General features: G+C 57.9%; 12 protein-coding genes and 5 tRNA genes. 6 read left to right on the forward strand and 11 right to left on the reverse strand.

Annotation, left to right across the window (positions count from 1 at the left end; translation table 11 throughout):
* Positions 1 to 113 precede the first annotated feature (113 nt).
* The gene (recD2, locus tag MTP39_RS08305) at positions 114 to 2333 is read right to left on the reverse strand and encodes an SF1B family DNA helicase RecD2 (protein WP_442899394.1); all 2220 of its coding nucleotides are present in this window, start codon (positions 2331 to 2333) and stop codon (positions 114 to 116) included.
* A 171-nt stretch (positions 2334 to 2504) separates the two neighbouring features.
* On the opposite strand from recD2, the gene MTP39_RS08310 reads away from it, so the two are divergent.
* Together MTP39_RS08310 and MTP39_RS08315 are read left to right on the forward strand one after the other, a co-directional pair.
* On the forward strand, positions 2505 to 3494 hold the full coding sequence (locus MTP39_RS08310; RefSeq protein ID WP_249240157.1) for a nucleoid-associated protein: 990 nt from the start codon (positions 2505 to 2507) through the stop codon (positions 3492 to 3494).
* A 121-nt stretch (positions 3495 to 3615) separates the two neighbouring features.
* Entirely contained in the window at positions 3616 to 4542 is a 927-nt protein-coding gene (locus MTP39_RS08315) for an AEC family transporter (protein WP_249240158.1), read from the forward strand.
* A 163-nt stretch (positions 4543 to 4705) separates the two neighbouring features.
* Here the strand turns inward: MTP39_RS08315 and MTP39_RS08320 are convergent.
* The 5 genes from MTP39_RS08320 to MTP39_RS08340 all read right to left on the reverse strand — a co-directional run bounded on the left by MTP39_RS08320 (position 4706) and on the right by MTP39_RS08340 (position 5254).
* A tRNA-Gly gene (locus MTP39_RS08320) sits at positions 4706 to 4781 on the reverse strand.
* A 158-nt stretch (positions 4782 to 4939) separates the two neighbouring features.
* Positions 4940 to 5015, reverse strand: a tRNA-Phe gene (locus tag MTP39_RS08325).
* Positions 5016 to 5020: 5 nt separating this feature from the next.
* Positions 5021 to 5094: transfer RNA gene (locus tag MTP39_RS08330), tRNA-Asp, on the reverse strand.
* Positions 5095 to 5097: 3 nt separating this feature from the next.
* Positions 5098 to 5173 (reverse strand) — tRNA-Val (locus tag MTP39_RS08335).
* A 5-nt stretch (positions 5174 to 5178) separates the two neighbouring features.
* A tRNA-Gly gene (locus tag MTP39_RS08340) sits at positions 5179 to 5254 on the reverse strand.
* Positions 5255 to 5583: 329 nt separating this feature from the next.
* On the opposite strand from MTP39_RS08340, the gene MTP39_RS08345 reads away from it, so the two are divergent.
* Together MTP39_RS08345 and gltA are read left to right on the forward strand one after the other, a co-directional pair.
* Positions 5584 to 6429, forward strand: coding sequence for a sulfide/dihydroorotate dehydrogenase-like FAD/NAD-binding protein (locus MTP39_RS08345; protein WP_249240159.1), 846 nt, complete (start codon positions 5584 to 5586; stop codon positions 6427 to 6429).
* Position 6430: 1 nt separating this feature from the next.
* Positions 6431 to 7825 (forward strand): NADPH-dependent glutamate synthase, encoded by a 1395-nt coding sequence (gene gltA, locus MTP39_RS08350; protein WP_249240161.1) that lies wholly within the window; start codon positions 6431 to 6433, stop codon positions 7823 to 7825.
* A 147-nt stretch (positions 7826 to 7972) separates the two neighbouring features.
* Here the strand turns inward: gltA and MTP39_RS08355 are convergent, their stop codons facing one another.
* The gene (locus MTP39_RS08355) at positions 7973 to 8428 is read right to left on the reverse strand and encodes a CBS domain-containing protein (protein WP_242914990.1); all 456 of its coding nucleotides are present in this window, start codon (positions 8426 to 8428) and stop codon (positions 7973 to 7975) included.
* A 512-nt stretch (positions 8429 to 8940) separates the two neighbouring features.
* On the opposite strand from MTP39_RS08355, the gene MTP39_RS08360 reads away from it, so the two are divergent.
* Positions 8941 to 9291, forward strand: a complete 351-nt coding sequence (locus MTP39_RS08360) for an Asp23/Gls24 family envelope stress response protein (protein ID WP_005923940.1) — start codon at positions 8941 to 8943, stop codon at positions 9289 to 9291.
* A gap of 55 nt (positions 9292 to 9346) precedes the next feature.
* Complete coding sequence (locus MTP39_RS08365) at positions 9347 to 11041, forward strand: DAK2 domain-containing protein (RefSeq protein WP_249240162.1); 1695 nt, start codon at positions 9347 to 9349, stop codon at positions 11039 to 11041.
* A gap of 140 nt (positions 11042 to 11181) precedes the next feature.
* Here MTP39_RS08365 and MTP39_RS08370 read toward each other — a convergent pair whose 3' ends face one another.
* The 4 genes from MTP39_RS08370 to MTP39_RS08385 all read right to left on the reverse strand — a co-directional run bounded on the left by MTP39_RS08370 (position 11182) and on the right by MTP39_RS08385 (position 18400).
* Positions 11182 to 15435 carry a PolC-type DNA polymerase III gene (locus tag MTP39_RS08370; protein WP_442899425.1) on the reverse strand — a complete coding sequence of 1418 codons (4254 nt, stop codon included), beginning with the start codon at positions 15433 to 15435 and terminating at the stop codon, positions 11182 to 11184.
* A gap of 121 nt (positions 15436 to 15556) precedes the next feature.
* Positions 15557 to 16171 carry a protein adenylyltransferase Fic gene (gene fic / locus MTP39_RS08375; protein ID WP_249240164.1) on the reverse strand — a complete coding sequence of 205 codons (615 nt, stop codon included), beginning with the start codon at positions 16169 to 16171 and terminating at the stop codon, positions 15557 to 15559.
* A gap of 15 nt (positions 16172 to 16186) precedes the next feature.
* Positions 16187 to 17233, reverse strand: a complete 1047-nt coding sequence (gene ispG, locus MTP39_RS08380) for a flavodoxin-dependent (E)-4-hydroxy-3-methylbut-2-enyl-diphosphate synthase (protein ID WP_249240165.1) — start codon at positions 17231 to 17233, stop codon at positions 16187 to 16189.
* Positions 17234 to 17248: 15 nt separating this feature from the next.
* Entirely contained in the window at positions 17249 to 18400 is a 1152-nt protein-coding gene (locus MTP39_RS08385) for a M50 family metallopeptidase (protein WP_249240167.1), read from the reverse strand.
* Positions 18401 to 18443: the final 43 nt, after the last annotated feature.

Consider the following 18443-nt stretch of genomic DNA (forward strand, 5'->3'; position numbering starts at 1 on the left):
CCTCTATCATGTATGTAACGCCCGCAGCGGCGGGCAAAAAACAAAGACTGCTTTAGTATAACATAGTTGCGGCAAAAAGTATACAAGCTTTGCCGCTGTTCTGCGCGGTTTTATCAGGAGCTCTCCCCTTCTGTGCTGAGCTGCTCCGGCGGCTGTCCGGCCTGCAGCAGGGCGCACAGGCCGCTGTAACGCAGGTTCTGCCGGATGTTGCTCATCATGCTGTTCACCACGTCCCTGCGTCCTGCCACAACGCACAATTTACGCGCACGAGTGACGCCGGTGTAGAACAGGTTGCGGTAGCACAGCCTTGGCGGCACCTGCGCCACCGGCAGGATCACCGCCGGGAACTCGCTGCCCTGACTTTTGTGCACTGTGATGGCGTAAGCGATCTCCAATTCGTTCAGGTTTTCCGCCGGGTAGAGCAGCCGCCGGTCGTCCATGCGCACCACCATGGAGCGCTCCCGCACATTGATGCTTTCCACGATGCCGATATCGCCATTGTAGGCACCCACGCCCTGCTCCCCGCCGATGCGGTTCCATACGATCTCGTAGTTGTTGCGCACTTGCATCACCTTGTCCCCCACCCGGAACACCCGGGCGGCGCTTTGCAGCTGGGGCTTGCCCTTCTGGGGCGGGTTGAGCAGGTTTTGCAGTTCCACGTTCAGCGCCTGTGTGCCGGTGGGGCCAAGTTTTGTAGGACACAGCACCTGAATATCCCGGATGGGGTCAAAGCCGTAGCTCCGGGGCAGCCGGGTGGTGACAAGGTCGCACACCAGACGCTGCGCAGCCTCGCCGTCCGTCTCCAAAAAGAAGAAGTCATCGGTCTTGCTGCCCTTTTGCAGCGGCTCACCGGAGATGATATGGTGGGCGTTTTCCACGATGAGACTGCGTTTTGCCTGCCGGAAGATCTCGTTCAGGCAGACGGTAGGCACGCAGCCGGAGCGAATGACCTCGCTGAGGATGTTGCCCGCGCCCACGCTGGGCAGCTGGTCGGCATCGCCTACCATAATAATACGGCAGGTGTAGCGCAGCGCCGCAATAAGTGCCTGAAACAGCTTGACGTCCACCATGCTCATCTCGTCCAGAATGACCACGTCACACTTGAGCAGGTTTTTGTCGTTGTGGATAAAGCTGACCACACCGCCGGTGTAGTCCACCTCCAGCAGGCGGTGGATGGTGCTGGCTTTGCGGCCGGTCAACTCGCTGAGCCGCTTGGCGGCGCGGCCGGTGGGGGCACACAGGGCTACCCGCTCGGCCTGATTTTCCAACAGCTGCAAAATAGCGTTGACGGTGGTAGTCTTGCCGGTGCCGGGGCCGCCGGTGAGCACAAGGCAGTTCTCGGTCATGGCCTTGCGGATGGCTTCCCTTTGCAGGGGGGCGTAGGCAAAGCCCTGCGTCAGCTCTAAGATCTGGATGTTTTTATCCAGATCCCGCACGGTATTCTTGCCGCGTTTTGCCAGCAGATTCAGCCGATCGGCAATGTCCTGCTCCGCTGCCAGAAGATCCGGCAGGTAGATATAGGGCACGGCATCGAACATTTTCACGGCCAGTTCTTCCGTTTCGATGCAGTGATCCAGTGCACGGGCCAGCTTTTCCGGCGGCTGATGGATGAAGTTGGAGGCCGTCGCCAGCAGCTGCGCCCGAGGCAGACAGGTGTGGCCGTTGCCCGCATTGTGACGCAAGGTGCGCAGCAGAGCAGCTTCCAGCCGCTGGGCGCAGTCCCCCTCCATGTGGTAATACTGGGCGATACTGTCCGCGTGGCGGAAGTCCAGCTGCAACGGCTCGCCGCACAGCAGATAGGGGTTTGACGCAATGGCCTGCATTGCCCCCACGCCAAAGGCCTTGAACACCTCCATAGCCTTGCGGGGACTGATCTCAAACTGTGCCAGATAGGCGATGAGTTCCCGCATGCCGAACATCCGCTTGAACTCCTGCTGGATGCGGTCGGCTTTATCCGGCGAGATGCCGGGGATCTTGGTCAGCCGGGCGGGGTCGTTGGCGATGACCTCCAGCGCCTCGGCGCCAAACATATCAATGATTTTATCCGCAGTTCTTGCGCCGATATACGGCAGGGAGCGGCTGGCCAGAAAGGCATATACCGCTTCCAGATCCTTGGGCATATCGGTTTCGCATTCCTGCGCGTGGAACTGGCGGCCATAGGTGGCGTGGTTTTCGTACCGGCCGCGGCAGATGACGCTTTCGCCTGCGTGCAGCTCGCCTACGATGCCGCAGACCACCGTGAGCACACCGCCGCCGGAGATCTCGAACACCGTATAGCCGTTATCCTCGTTCTCGTAGATGATATCCTCCACGACGCCTTCAATCTGTTCCAACTGCTGCTCATCCACCAGCTCCACCTCCTTTTGCACAGATATTATAAGTATAGCCCTTTTGGCGGGATTTGTAAATTGTAGAATCCGTAAAATACCCGGACGGCTCTCGCCTTTTTCCGGCGGTTGTGCTATACTGAGCGCAAACACTATGTCACGAAATGAGGAGCAACAATGGAGATCATCATTCATCAGGCCATTCTGCACGTTCTGGATACCACCATGGAAGCGCCGGTGCTCAGCGGCGGGCCCATGGAACTGACCGCCGAAAAAAACGCCTACCTGCAGAACCACATTGAAAAGCTGCTGGCCAGCGACGATATCCGCCAGTGCCGCCCGCTGCCGGACTCGGCCTTTAAAAATGAGCTGGAGCACAATCAGGACTTCGTGGATCTTTCCTGCCGCATTGCCGGGGTGCTGTTCGACTATATGCACGCCCACACCACCATCCCTGGGGCAGACCTTGCCGTGGTGGATTTTACCCGGGACGGCGCACCGTGGCTGGGCATCCTGAAGCTGAACTACAAAAACGGCTACACCCATTACACTGAAAATGTGGAGGGTGCGCCGGTGAACTCCATCATCCAGCAGCGCGCCTGCCTGCCCACCCAGAGCGGCAAGGTGGAGGAGGGCGCACTGGTAGACCTGACCGATTACTCCATGCGGCTGCTGGAAAAGAAGTATGATATTGACGGCCACAAGGAGTTTTATCTCTCCACCGTGGTGTTCCAGTACACCACCGCTCAGCCGGAAAAGAAAAAGCTGCAGGCCATTCAGGAAGCCGCCGTGCAGGCTGTGCAGGAAAACTACGCCGAAACGCCCCATGTGGAGGCGCAGGTGGCCATGATGATCGCCAATCAGGCTGCTGACAACGACAATCAGGTGTCCATCCAGCAGGTGCGCCAGCAGCTGGAAGAGGAATATCCTCTCGCCGCCGTGCCTTTTGACGACTATGTGGAAAAGAGCGATGTCATTGACAGCGCCGCCCAGCCGGTGACCGTGACCCCCGCCCGCATCCGCCGCATGGAGAGCCGCAGCCTGCGCACTGCCAACGGCATTGAGGTAAAGATCCCCACCGAGCTATTGAACGCCGAATCCGAGGTAGAGTTCCTGCACGCCGACGATGGCAGTATCTCGCTGCTGATCAAAAATGTCATTTTGTAAGCTGCAACAGCAAAATCTTGCAAAGCCCTGCGTTTAGCCTTGCTATCCGCAGGGTTTTGTGCTATACCTGTGTTGTATCTTTCGTGGTATACACATCACGACCTTAGAGGAGGAGAATTTTATGGAACTGGCTCTCATCACTGCGCAGCAGGTCGCGGTCTTGTTCCTGCTGATCGGCACAGGCATGGTGGCGGTCAAGACCGGCGTGCTCAAGCTGGAAAACAAGCAGGCACTTTCCAATCTGCTGGTGTACATCATCGTACCGGCCATGGTGGTAAACTCTTACCGCATGGAGTTCAGCGCTCAGATCTTGCGCAATCTGCTGGCGGCTTTCGGCATGAGCGTTCTGTCTGTGCTGCTGGGCACCGTGATCACCCTGCTGCTCACGGCGCGCAAGACCGGCAGTCGGATGCCCATTTTCCGGTTTGCCTGCATTTTTTCCAACGCGGCATACATGGGCTTCCCGCTCATTTCGGCGCTGTTCGGCTCTGAGGGTCTTTTGTATGCCAGCGCCTACGTTACCGTGTTCAACATTCTGCTGTGGACGCTGGGCTACGGCCTTGTCAGCGGCGGCTCCAGCGTAAAGGATGTCGCCCGCAGTCTGGTGCGCACCCCGGTGCTGTACGCCATTGTGGTGGGTCTTGGCATCTATCTGCTGCAGATTCCGCTGCCTGCCCTGATTACCCAGCCGCTGGAGCTGCTGGCCGGGGTGAACACCCCGCTGTCCATGCTCATCACCGGTATGCTGATCGCCGCCGGTGACGTGCGCAGCATCGTGACCGACAAGCACATCTGGAAGCTTGCCTGTGTGCGTATGCTGCTGATCCCGGCGGCTACGCTGGCACTGTTCGGGGTGCTGGGCTTCCACGGCACTGCCGCACAGGTAGTAACGCTGCTGGAATGCTGCCCGGCGGCCGCCATCACCTCGGTATTTGCGGTGCAGTTCGGCCACGATGAGCACTTTGCCGCCGGAAGCGTGGTGCTGACCACCCTGCTCAGCATCGTCACCCTGCCGCTGTGTGCGCTGATCATTACGATGGTGATGTAATCAGCCCTGTTGCACTGTTATATTTATATTGTAAGAGGAGCTGCCGTGCATCGTGTTGTACGGTGGCTCTTTGCTTTGGCAAGCGGAGAGCATTTTCGACCATTGCCACACAAAACAAAAAAGCCATCGCTTTTGCATTTCTGCATCAACGATGGCTTCGTATTGGAGCGGCCGACGAGGCTCGAACTCGCTACCTCCACCTTGGCAAGGTGGCGCTCTACCAGATGAGCTACGGCCGCATATCCGGTGCATTTATCCCTGCACCCTCCCGTTCTTTTTAACGGGGTCCCCGCGAAAGCTTGCGAAGCAAGATTTTGTGGGGAAAAGGAGAAAATCTGGTATTCATCACAGAAGTCTTGCTTGCAAGACTTCCCGATGAATGACAGGATTTTCGACGTGGTGCCTCCGATCGGAATCGAACCAATGACACGGGGATTTTCAGTCCCCTGCTCTACCGACTGAGCTACAGAGGCAAATACGACCCGGATCGGGCTCGAACCGACGACCCCCAGCGTGACAGGCTGGTGCTCTAACCAACTGAGCTACCGGGCCATATGGTGGAAGTTAACGGGCTCGAACCGCTGACCCTCTGCTTGTAAGGCAGATGCTCTCCCAGCTGAGCTAAACTTCCACATATGGAGCGGCCGACGAGGCTCGAACTCGCTACCTCCACCTTGGCAAGGTGGCGCTCTACCAGATGAGCTACGGCCGCACATTCCATTTGTTTTTGCCGGTCTGTTGTCCGGCGACGTTGGTTATTATACCGCACACTCCGGCAGTTGTCAACCACAAAATTACATTTTTTTGAAAAAGAATGTCTTTTAACTCTGGTACGTTCTTTTTATTTTGTGTGCAGCACCACATCCCCCTTTTTCACCTCGTTTCGCGCGGCTGTGTGCACGGGCAAAATACAGTTGCTTTCTATTTTACAAACTATTATAATAAAGAGGACGCTCTGTCAAACGGAAAATGCATCCGCGCGGATGCAGCTTCCATTTATAGAAAAGAAAAAGGAATTGCCAGCAAAAAGGAGCTAACGCAATGTATAAGATCACTGAAAAGGTCGCGCTGAACCCCACCGTGACAAAGATGGTCATCGAAGCCCCGCTGATCGCCAAAAAGGCAAAGCCGGGTCAGTTCATCATTGTACGTCCGTTTGAGGACAGCGAGCGTATCCCCCTGACCGTGGCCGGTTACGACCGCGAAAAGGGCACTGTGGATATTATTTTCCAGATCGTGGGCGGTACCACCATGGAGCTGAACAGCCTGAACGCAGGCGATTGTGTCCACGACTTTGTAGGCCCGCTGGGTCGCGCCACCGAGACCGAGGGTCTGAAGAAGGTGTGCGTTGTGGGCGGCGGCGTAGGCTGCGCCATTGCACTGCCCATTGCCAAGGAACTGCACGATCAGGGCTGTGTGGTGCACAGCGTGATCGGTTTCCGCAATAAGGATCTGCTGATCCTTGAGGACGAGTTCAACGCCTGCAGCGACGAGCTGCGCATTATGACCGATGACGGCAGCTACGGCATCAAGGGCGTGGTCACCGCTGCGCTGGACGAGCTGGTGGCTGCCGGCAACCAGTACGATCTGGTCATCACCATCGGCCCGCTGATCATGATGAAGTTTGTAGTCAAGACCTGCCAGAAGCACGGCCTGAAGAGCATCGTTTCCATGAACCCCATCATGATCGACGGCACCGGTATGTGCGGCGGCTGCCGCCTGACCGTGGGCGGTCAGACCAAGTTTGCCTGCGTGGACGGCCCCGACTTTGACGGTGATCTGGTGGATTTTGACGAGGCAATGGCACGCGGCACCATGTACCGCCCGTTTGAGGCACACGCCCGTGAGGCAGCCTGCAACCTGTTCAAGACTCAGGAGGGAATGTAAAATGGCTTTCAATATGGACCCCAAAAAGTGCCCCATGCCCACGCAGGACCCCAACGTCCGCAACAAAAACTTTAAGGAAGTGGCTCTGGGCTACACCGCCGAGATGGCTGTGAACGAGGCCAAGCGCTGCATCGGCTGCAAGAACAAGCCCTGCCAGTCCGGCTGCCCCGTGGGCATCGACATCCCGGAGTTTATCGCCCATGTTGCCGAGGGCGACTTTGAGGCCGCCTATCAGGTGATCAACCGCTCCTCTTCCCTGCCTGCTGTCTGCGGCCGTGTCTGCCCGCAGGAGAGCCAGTGTGAGGGCAAGTGCACCCGCGGCATCAAGAACGAGCCGGTGGCTATTGGCCGTCTGGAGCGCTTTGTAGCTGACTGGCACCGCGAGAACGTGCACACCGTACCCATCGTGCCTGAATGGAACGGCCATAAGGTTGCCATCATCGGCGCAGGCCCTGCCGGCCTGACCGCTGCAGGCGATCTGGCAAAGCTGGGCTACAAGGTCACCGTTTACGAGGCTCTGCACGTTGCAGGCGGTGTGCTGATGTACGGCATCCCCGAGTTCCGTCTGCCCAAGGCCATCGTCCAGCAGGAGATCGATGGCCTGAAGAAGATGGGCGTGGATTTTGAGTGCAATATGGTCATCGGCAAGGTGCTTACCATTGACGAGCTGATGGGCGAGTACGGCTACGAGGCTGTGTTCGTAGGCTCCGGCGCCGGTCTGCCCCGCTTTATGAACATCCCCGGCGAGAGTCTGAAGGGTGTATACTCCGCCAACGAATTTCTGACCCGCTCCAACCTGATGAAGGCTTACCTGCCCACCAGCAAGACCCCCATCCGCACCGGCAAGAAGGTTGCCGTTGTGGGCGGCGGCAACGTGGCTATGGATGCTGCCCGCAGCGCCCTGCGTCTGGGTGCCGAGAGCGTGTACATCGTCTACCGCCGCGGCATGGCTGAGCTGCCCGCCCGTAAGGAAGAGGTGGAGCACGCCGAGGAAGAGGGCATCATCTTCAAGACCCTGTGCAATCCCGTTGCCATCCACCCGGACGAGGACGGCTTTGTACACTCCATGACCTGCATCGAGATGGAACTGGGTGAGCCGGACGCTTCCGGCCGCCGCCGTCCCATTGAAAAACAGGGCAGCGAGTTTGAGCTGGAAGTGGATACTGTGATCATGAGTCTGGGCACCAGCCCCAACCCGCTGATCCGCTCTACCACCCCGGGCTTGGAGACCAATAAGCACGGCTGCATCGTGACCGAGGGCGACGAGGGCAAGACCAGCCGTGACGGCGTGTACGCCGGCGGCGACGCCGTGACCGGTGCTGCTACCGTCATCAAGGCCATGGGTGCCGGTAAGGCAGCCGCAAAGGCCATGGACGAGTACATCCGCAACAAGTAACAATTAGCAATGAGGGCGCTGCACATTTACCGTGCAGCGCCCTTTTTCAGCGAGAATCTTGTCTTGAACAGAGTAAGCCCGGAAAGTCTGCGGACTTTCCGGGTCTACATTTTTACAGGATGGACACAGACGAAAACGGCATCTGTTTTAATGTACGCCAGCCAGCTCCTTTACGGGGCGGCCGGTGCGGGTCATTTCGATCTTGCGGGATTTATCGTAGCAGTAACGGATGATGGCCTGCCGCCGCACAATGCCGATGAAAATACCCCGGTCATCCACCACCGGGACAAAGTTCTGGTTCATGGCAGCTTCCACCAGCTCATCCATGCTGGTGGTCACTGTGACGGCCTTGTAGTCCCGCTTATGCGCAAACTCCGAGATAGGGATGTCCTCAGCGGCTTCCAGATCCAGACCATGGTATTTTTTCAGTCCCCACAGGATATCCCCCTCGGTCAGCGTGCCCACATATTCGCCCTTGCGGTTCAGCACCGGAATGGAGGCGTAGCGGTTGTTTTCCCACTTTTCCAGCGTCTGCCGGAGGGTAAAGTCATCGTAAACGTACATCAGATCCTGCTTTGGGGAAAGAAAAAAGAGAATGTTCATGCCAACAACTCCTATCGCATTTTTTACAGGCAATGCCCGTTGGAAAGGCCTGCCCGCGTTATATCGTGTGCCGTGCGTCCGGCGTATTCCGGGAAGTATCATGGAAAAAGGGGGCTGACAGCCCCTTTCCCTTTTCATTTATATTTTAGCACTTTTTCATAGACAAAGAAAGCCAGACAAGGAAGCTTTTATAATTTATTCACAGATTGTTTTTCTTTATTTGTCATACTTTCCGTTTTGATGGGCGCCACACAGCCTGCCTTCAGCATACCACACCCGCTGCGCAAAGCGGCGCGAGAGCTGTCGAGCGCGGCTCTCTCTTTTTTCTTTACAAAAACCATGCAAAAAGAGCGCAAAAAGCAGTAAATCCAACAATTTGAACTGTACAACCACGGTGCAAAGTTGTATAATAGAGTGGGTGTTTATCTGAGGCAAGTTTCGTTTTGCACAGCCAATGCCCCCGACCCTTGCGTGTATTTTTATAAAAAATAACATAAAGGAGCAGAGCGACTATGATCACTTCCCGTTTCCCGCTTGGGAATGTCAGCTTTACTGATGGGTATTTTTCCACCTTGGTGGGTGAAGCCACCAAACAGTGCTACGGCGTTGCTGCCATGGCTCCCCGTGATATGACTGACGCTGTGAAAAGCATGGTATACGGTTCCGATTACCCGGAAAAGGGTGTGCGCGTGACCCAGCAGAATGGGCGTCTGGTCATCGAGCTGCACATTGCCGTCAGCTACGGTCTGAACATTTCCACCGCCGCCCGCAGCATCTCCCACCGCGTCAAGGACGAGGTGGAGCAGGCCACCGGACTGAAGGTCGCCCGTGTGGTGGTGTCCGTAGATGACGTTATCGCCTGATTTGTCTGCAAACCCGAGCCGGGCTTTTCCGGCCAGTTACTAAGGAGTAAAAACAATGATTTCTGGTAAGATCCTGCGCGACGCCATCATTTCCGGCGCCAACAACATCAACAACCAGCGTTCCCGCGTGGATGAGCTGAACGTTTTCCCCGTGCCGGATGGCGACACCGGCACCAACATGGGCATGACCGTGGGCGCTGCCGTGCGTGAGCTGGAAGCTCTGGACGACAGCTGCACCGTGGGCGAGGCTGCCAAGACTGCCGCTTCTGCCATGCTGCGCGGTGCGCGCGGCAACTCCGGCGTTATCACCAGCCTGCTGTTCCGCGGCTTCTCCAAGGCTTTGGAGGGCAAAAAAGAGGCTGACGTTGCCGACATCGTGGCTGCCCTGCAGAAGGGCGTTGAGGGCGCTTACAAGGCCGTGATGAAGCCCACCGAGGGCACCATTCTGACCGTTGCACGCGTTGCTTCTGAGGAAGCTGCTGCCAGCGATGCCGCCGATGTGCCCGCCCTGTGGGACGTGGTTCTGACTGCCGGTCAGAAGGCACTGGAGGATACCCCCAACCTGCTGCCCGTGCTGAAGAAGGCCGGTGTTGTGGACGCAGGCGGTCAGGGCATCATGGTCATCTTTGAGGGCATGGGCAAAGTGTTCCACGGCGAGGGCATGATTACCGGTGGTGAGGCTGCCCCCAACAAGGCAAAGCTGTCCACTGAAAATGCCGGTAAGGGCGTGTTCACCGACGACCTGATGAAGGTGGAGGACATTACCAACGGCTACTGCACCCAGTTCCTCATCAACAAGTACGAGGGTGCCAGTGCCGCCAAGATGCGCGCCTTTGCAGAGTCCAACGGCGACAGCGTGGTCTGCATTGAGGATGACGACGTCATCAACCTGCACGTTCACACCGCCGACCCCGGCAAGATTCTGAGCGAGGCCATCAAGTACGGTTACCTGACCAACTTCAAGATCGAGAATATGCACGAGCAGTTCCTTGCCCGCCAGAAGCAGGGCAAGAGCCTTGAAAAGCAGGCTTCTGCCGAGAAGGCTCCCTCTCAGGCCAGCGAGTTCATCTATGCTGCCGTGGACCCCAGCCGCGACTACGGCTTTGTGGCTGTTGCCGCCGGTGAGGGTCTGAAGGCTGTGTTCACCGATCTGGCAGCAGACGCTGTGGTTTCCGGCGGTCAGACCATGAACCCCTCCACCGAGGACATTCTGGCAGCCATCCAGAGCGTGCCCGCCAAGACCGTGTTCGTGCTGCCCAACAACAAGAACATTATCATGGCTGCCGAGCAGGCACAGAAGCTGGCCGACCGTCAGGTGGTGGTGCTGCCCACCCGCACCGTGCCCATGGGCATTACCGCACTGCTGAACTTTGACCCCTCTGTGAACGCCGAGACCAACACCATCAACATGATGGCTGCTGCCGACAAGGTATCCACCGGTCTGATCACCTACGCCGCCCGCGACAGCGAGTATGACGGCAAGCGCATCCGCAAGGGCGAGATCATGGCGCTGGAGAACGGCAAGATCGTTTCCACCTCCACCGATATCACCAAGGCCACCTACCGTCTGGCACGCAATATGTGCAAGAAGGATTCCAGCTTTGTCACCATTATTTCCGGCTGTGACGTGAGCGACGAGGATGCTGAAAAGGTTACCGAGATCGTAAAGGCAAAGTGCCCCAACCATGTGGAAGTAAGCCACATCCGCGGCGGCCAGCCCGTTTACTACTATATGATCAGCGTGGAGTAAGCACTCCCCTGTTCCGGCATTGCTTTATGCGGGGCAAGGCACAGTTTTGATGTGCCTTGCCCCGCTTTTTTGATGCTGTCCCTGTATAATAAAACGAGAGCCATTCCCTTTATCCTGCGGAATGGCTCTCGTTTTTTGATTCAGAAAAAGCTCACCTGACTGCTTTCGGGCAGGTCGCCCAGTGCGCCCACCTGACGCAGACGGTCCAGAATGCTGCTGCCCACGCCGGAGGCCTGCTGCAGCTCCTCCACCGAGATATATTCCTCTCCGTGGATGGTCACCCGCTCCAGTGCCTCGGCGGCGGCACCGCCTAATCCCTTCAGGGCGCTGAAGGGCAGACGCACCTTGTCGTCCTCCACCACATACTTGGAACCGCGGCTCTTGCCCAGCTCGATGGGCAAAAACTCGTACCCACGGCTCAGCATCTCGTTGACCAGCTGCAAGCTGACCAGCACGTCCTCGTCCTTGGCGTTCTTTTCCTCTTTCAGACGGCGCTTGACTGCCTCCATGTGGGCGCGCGCCACGGCAGCGCCGCCAATGGCGGCCTCGTAGTCGATATCATCGCCGCGCACGGTAAAGTACACTGCATAGAACGCCTGCGGCTTGTAGATCTTGTACCACATCAGCCGGATGGCGCTCATCAGGTAGGCCACAGCGTGCGCCTTGGGGAACATATACTTGATCTTGCGGCAGCTTTCAATATACCAGTCCGGTACCTCGTGTTCCCGCATGGCTTCCTCCCAGCCCGGCTGGAAGCCGCCCTTGGCCACCTTACCCTTACGCACGGCTTCCATGATATCAAAGGCCATCTTGGGTTCCAGCCCCTTGCGCAGCAGGTACAGCATGATACTGTCACGACAGCCGATGACCTCTGCAATGGTGCAGGTACCGCTGCGGATCAGCTCGTCCGCGTTGCCCGTCCAAACGTCCGTACCGTGGGACAGACCGGAGATCTGGATCAGCTCGGAGAAATTCTTAGGCCGTGCTTCCACCAGCATTCCGCGCACAAAGTTCGTGCCCATTTCCGGGATGCCGAAGGTGCCGGTCTGGCTGTCGATCTGCTCCGGGGTCACGCCCAACGCTTCCGGGCTGGTCAGCAGGCTGTACACCTTGGGGTCGTTCATGGGGATACTGTCCACCGGGATGCCGGTGTATTCCTCAAAATACTTGTAGAAGGTGGGCATATCGTGGCCCAGTTCGTCCAGCTTGAGCAGGGTGTCGTGCAGATACTTGAACTCGAAGTGGGTGGTCAGCAGGCCGCCCGCCACGTCATCCGCCGGGTGCTGGATGGGGCAGAAATCGTAGATCTCGTAGGTGTCCGGCACGACCACCATGCCGCCGGGGTGCTGGCCGGTGGTGCGCTTGACGCCGGTGCAGCCCAGCGTCAGGCGGTTTTCCTCGGCGTGGTTGACGGTGCGCTGCCGCTCATCCAGATACTTTTTAACGTAGCCGTAGGCAGTTTTATCCTGAATGCCGGACACCGTACCGGCCTTGAACACGTTGGCCTTGCCGAACAGTTCCTCGGTGTAGCGGTGCACGTTGGACTGGTACTCGCCGGAGAAGTTCAGGTCGATATCCGGTTCCTTATCGCCGTAGAAGCCGAGGAAGGTCTCAAAGGGGATGTCGTGGCCGTCCACCAGCATCCGGGTGCCGCACTGGGGGCAGTTTTTGTCCGGCAGGTCAAAGCCGTCGTCCACGCTGCCGTCGGTGATGAACTCACTGTGCTTGCACTTGGGACAGCGGTAGTGGGGCGGCAGGCTGTTCACCTCCGAGATGCCGGAAAAGTGCGCCACGGCAGAAGAGCCGACAGAACCACGGCTGCCCACCTGATAGCCGCCCGCATTGGAGTAGGCCACCAGCTTGACCGCAATGACGTACAGAACCGCATAGCCGTGGCCGCAGATGGAGTCCAGCTCTTTTTGCAGCCGCTTTTCCACGATCTCAGGCAAGGGGTCGCCGTAATCCCGCTTGGCGTGCTCCCATGTGGCATCGCGCAGCTGCTGCTCTGCGCCCTCGATGCTGGGCGGGTAGGTGCCCCGGGGGATGGCGCGCACATTGTTGTCGATCATGGCGGCGATTTTGCGGGGGTTCTTTACCACAACCTCGTAGGCCTTTTCCTTGGGCAGATAGTAGAACTGCGCCAGCATATCCTGCGTGGTGCGGAAGAACAGCGGCGGCTGGTTATCGGCATCCTTAAAGCCGTTGCCCGCCTGCAATACGGCGCGGTAAATTGCATCCTCCGGCTCGGTAAAGTGTACGTCGCCGGTGGCGATGACCGGCTTGTGCAGATCCTCGCCCAGCTTGATGACGGTGCGGTTGAACTCCTTGATCCTCTCCTCGCTATCCACCTTGCCGTCCCGCACCATATAGGCGTTGTTGCCCAGCGGCTGGATCTCAAGGATATCGTAGTAGGCGGCGATCTTTTTCAGCTCCTCGTAGCTGGTGCCGTCCACGATGGCGCGGTACAACTCGCCTGCCTCACAGGCGCTGGTGAGCAGCAGGCCGTCCCGGTACTTGTTCAGCAAACTGCGGGGCACGCGGGGCTTTTTGAAGAAGTAGTTGACGTGCGCCTCGCTGACGATTTTATACAGATTTTTCAGACCCATCTGGTTTTTGACCAGAATGATCAGGTGGTAGTATTTCTTTTTCAGTACCTCGCGGTTGCCGCCAAGACCGGTGTTGATCTCGCTGACCTTCGTTACCGCTTTTTCTGCAAGGTCGTTCAGCATCACACAGAAGATGCGTCCCAGTGCAGCGGAGTCCTCGCAGGCGCGGTGCGCTTCGTAGGCGGGCAGTTCCAGATGCTTATTGATGGTGCCCTGCTTATAGTTGTGCAGACCCGGGTACATGGTCTGCGCCATGGTCAGGGTGTCGATATAGGTAGGCTCCAGTTTGATGCCGCTGCGCTTGGCGGCTGCCCGCAGAAAGCGCATATCAAAGGCGTGGACGTTGTGCCCCACCAGAATGCGGTCGCCCGCAAAGGCAAGAAAGGCTTCCAGCGCTTCCTTTTCACTGGGGGCATCCGCTACCATCTCGTTGGTGATGCCGGTCAGCTCGGTGATCTTGGGGGTGATGGGCTTGCCGGGCTTGACGAAGGTGTCGAATTCCTCCACTACCTCACCGTTGCGGATGATGACCGCGCCGATCTCGGTAAGGTACTCCACCCCGGGGTCAAGACCGGTGGTCTCGGTGTCGAACACGCAGAACTCGCCGTCCAGCGGCTGATCCTTTACGCCGTAGACGCAGGGCACCATGTCATCCACAAAATAGGCTTCGCACCCGTAGATGAGTTTGAAGTCCGGGTCCTTTTTGTGGATGTCATCGGCTGCCAGCATGGCTTCCGGGTAGCCCTGACACACGCCGTGATCGGTGATGGCAATGGCGGGGTGTCCCATGCGGTGCGCCAGCTTGACGATGCCGCCGGGGTCGCAAAAGCCGTCCATGCTGGAAAGCTTGGTGTGCAGATGCAGTTCCACCCGCTTTTCCGGGGCGGTATCCTCCCGCTTTTTGCGCTCCACGATCAGCACATCGTAGGGGTACACGATGTAGTCGTGCTCGTATTTATCGTAGGAGCAGTCGCCCCGTACGATGACCGTGCTGCCCTTGCCGATGCCCTCCCACTTGGAGCAGTCCTCCCCTTCCTGTGCGCGGACCTTCAGGTTGATCGAGCCGGTATAGTCGGTGATGGACACGGTGTAGATCTTGCGGTAGTTGCCCTTGACCTCGGTAAAGAACACATCGCCCCAGATCATGCACTTTCCGCCCTCGCCGCCCAAATCCTTGAGGGGCGTGAGGTTTTTGGGGGTGAACATTTTGCCGTGGAAGATGGTGACCGGCTTGTCGGTAAGGTTGAGTCCCTCCACCTTGATGGACGGTGCGGTGTTCTTTTTCTCAAATTTGACCACCGGCGGTGCAATCTTGCGTTCCAGCTTTTCTTCCATCTGCTGCTGCTCGGCCGCAGTCACCGCGCTTTGCAGCGTCACCTTGGGGGTAATGCCGGTGTGCTCGGCAATGCGCTTGGCGAGCAGCTCCTCAAAGCCCATCTCCTGCAAAAACTTTGTACCGTGGCACACCCCTACCGTGATGTTCTGCCCGGTGATGGTAATGCTGCTCCTGTCCAGAAAGCCGTTGATGGGCACACCGTCCCGCTTCATGTCCTCCAACAGGGTGCGCAGGGCGTGCTCGTCCAGCATGGCATAGCCGAACAGGTTTTTGATCTTCAGCTCAAAGCCCTCGTAGTCCGGCTGCAGGGAAGCCAGCAGGCGGGCGCAGAGGTTCTGATCCAGCGGGGCGGCGCTGCGCAGAGTAAACTCGACCTGCCGGTCCTGCCGCAGCATCTGGGCGTGCTCCACGATCACCTGCCCGAAACAGGCCGCAAAATCCGGGTCCGCCATAAACTGCGGCCACAGCTGGGAAACAAGTGGTTTCACAAATGGTACTCCTTTTTGGTGGGTTCTTTACAACACAAACTGCCGCACCCGTTTTTGCGGGTGTGGCAGTAGGGAAAGGTTTGTGTCAATCCGGTGCAAGGGTCTCTGTTTTAAAAACCTGATAGCCCTCATAATGGTAGCTTGCATCAATGCCCTTCATATACACTTCGCGGTCATTGATCTGATCCGTCAACGCCGCACGCAGCAGAGTCTTGATTTCCAAGTCCCTGATGGGGCTGCGCTCCATGGCAAGAAGATAATCTTCCTTGTCCACGCGGCTCCAGTCCACCACCTGATGCAGTTCTTTTTTCAGGATGCAGTCCAGCCAGATGCGGGTGCTGCGGCCGTTGCCCTCCCGGAAGGGGTGTGCAACGTTCATCTCCACATACTTTTCAATGATCTGGTCAAAAGTGGCCTGCGGCATGGCATCGATGCTCTCCAGTGCCGCGTGCAGGTAGATGACCGGCGCAAACCGGAAATTGCCCTTAGCGATGTTTACGGTGCGCAGCTGCCCGGCAAAATCGTAGATCTCCCCGAACAGATACGCATGGATCTTTGCAAGCCCTGCAAAGGTGCCTACCGGAAAGGTATCCAGCGCTCCGGTATCGTACAGCGCCAGTGCCTTCTGCTTGCTCAGCTTTTCCTCTGTGCGGGCAAGGGCGACCTCATCGGTCAGCCCCAATTTGTTTTGCAGTGCCATGAAACAGCTCCCATTTTACAGTTTATAGATCTCGTCCATGAACTGATCCAGAATGTTATCGCCGGTCAGCTTTTTGATGGGCTTGCCGTGGATGAACAGCACGGCCTCACCCTTGCCGCCCGCAATGCCGATATCGGCTTCACGCGCTTCGCCGGGGCCGTTGACAACGCAGCCCATCACGGCCACCTTGATGGACTTTTTATAGCCTTGCAGCCGCTTTTCCACCTCGTTGGCGATCTCGGTGCAGGGGTACTGGGTGCGTCCGCAGGTGGGACAGGTGATGACCTCCGGTCCGGTGACCGGGAAGCCCACGGCGCGCAGGATGTTGAAGCCTGCCTCCACCTCTTTTTCCGGCTCGGCAGCCAGCGACACGCGGATGGTGTCGCCGATGCCCTCCAGCAGCATCCCGCCGATGCCCATGCCGCTTTTCAGCAGACCCATCTGATAGGTACCGGCTTCGGTGACTCCCACATGGAGCGGGTAGTCGGTGACGGCGCTGAGCTGGCGGTAGGCTTCCATCATGCGGGGCACGTTGGAGTTTTTTATGGAAATGACGATGTTATTGAAATCGAACATTTCCAGCAGCCGCACATGGTACAAAGCGCTTTCCACCATGGCTTCCGGGGTGGGTGCGCCGTAGCGGGCCAGAATGTGCTTTTCCAGACTGCCGCCGTTGACGCCGATGCGGATGGGGATGTTCTTCTGCTGGCAGGCGTCCACCACCGCCTTTACCCGGTCGTCGTCGCCGATGTTGCCCGGGTTGATGCGGATCTTATCAACACCTACGTCGGCGCAGGCCAGCGCTGCCTTGTAGTCAAAGTGGATATCTGCCACGATGGGGATATTCACCGCGTTCTTGACAGCCTCGATGCACTTTGCATCCGCCGGGCTGGGGCAGGTGACCCGCAAGATCTGGCAGCCTGCGGCCTCGCACCGCTTGGCCTGCGCCACATTGCCCTCGATGTCCTCCACCGGCACATTGAGCATGGTCTGCACCGCAATGGGGTTGCTGCCGCCGATGGTCACATTGCCGATCTTCACTTCGCGTTTTTTCTGCCGCATAAGGGTTCCCCTTTCTTATACTGTCCCGGTAATAAGCCGGAGAATATCGTTGTAGGTTGCAAAGAGCATCAGCCCGAACAGCAGCCCGAAGGTTGCAAGGGTGAGCACGCTTTGCAGCTTTTCCGGCACAGCATGGCCGGTGACGCCTTCAATGACCAAAAATACCACCTTGCCGCCATCCAGCGCCGGGAAGGGCAGTAGGTTGAGGATACCAAGGTTGACGGTAATCAGCGCCAGCAGTTCCAGCAAGTCCTGCCAGCCGTAGCTGGCGGCCTGCCCGATGGCCGACACGATGCCCACCGGACCGGAAAGGTTGTTGATGCTCTCCCGCCCGCGCACTAAGTCCACAAGGGAGGTGAACACGATGCGCCCATAGTACAGCACGCTGTTGCCCGCCTCCCGCAGCACGTTGCCGGGGGTCTTTTCCAGTCCATAGACGGAAAAACCGATGCTCATGTGGGTCTCGCCTTTTTCATCCTGCCATGTGTCGAACTGCACCCCCGGCAGCTGCACCTTTTGGCCGTCCCGCAGTACGGTAAAATCCGCACTGTAAGACTGGGTGCGCACCAGCTCGTACAGGATATCGTTGGCCACAAAGCAGCGGCGGCCATTCACCGCCAGAACCTTGTCCCCCGCCTGCAGGCCGGTCTGCCCGCAGAGGGCACCGTCCTGAATGGCATAGATGGTCTTGCTGGTGATGGGCTCGTTCTGGGCGGTGATGAGGATCACCAGCACCACAAAGCCCAGCACAAAGTTCATGACCGCACCGGCCACCATGACCAGTACCCGCTGCCACACCGGCGCTTCGTTCAGGGGGATGCCGGCAGGCTTTTCCTGAACTTCTCCATCACTTTCTGTACTAAGTATATTTAAGTCATGTTTAGAAGAAGAAAAATTATCCTCCCGTGCATCGCGGGCGGCCTCTGCCTGCTGGCTTTCGGGGCTTTCCTCCCCTTCCAGTGCTACAAAGCCGCCCACAGGCAGGGCACGCAGGCTGTACTGGGTGCCTTTATGGTTCTTTTTCCAGAGCACCGGCCCCATGCCGATGGAAAACTCGTTGACCTGAATGCCGCAGAGCTTTGCCACAGTAAAATGCCCGAACTCGTGGATGGCAATCACCGCACTGAACACAAGCAGCGCGGCAAGGATGGTGATAATAAATGACATTCGTTCTCCTATATCGCCCCGGAACTGTCACAAAAACAGCGCC

This window comes from Faecalibacterium sp. I3-3-33 (genome assembly GCF_023347295.1).
Classification (GTDB): Bacteria; Bacillota; Clostridia; order Oscillospirales; family Ruminococcaceae; genus Faecalibacterium.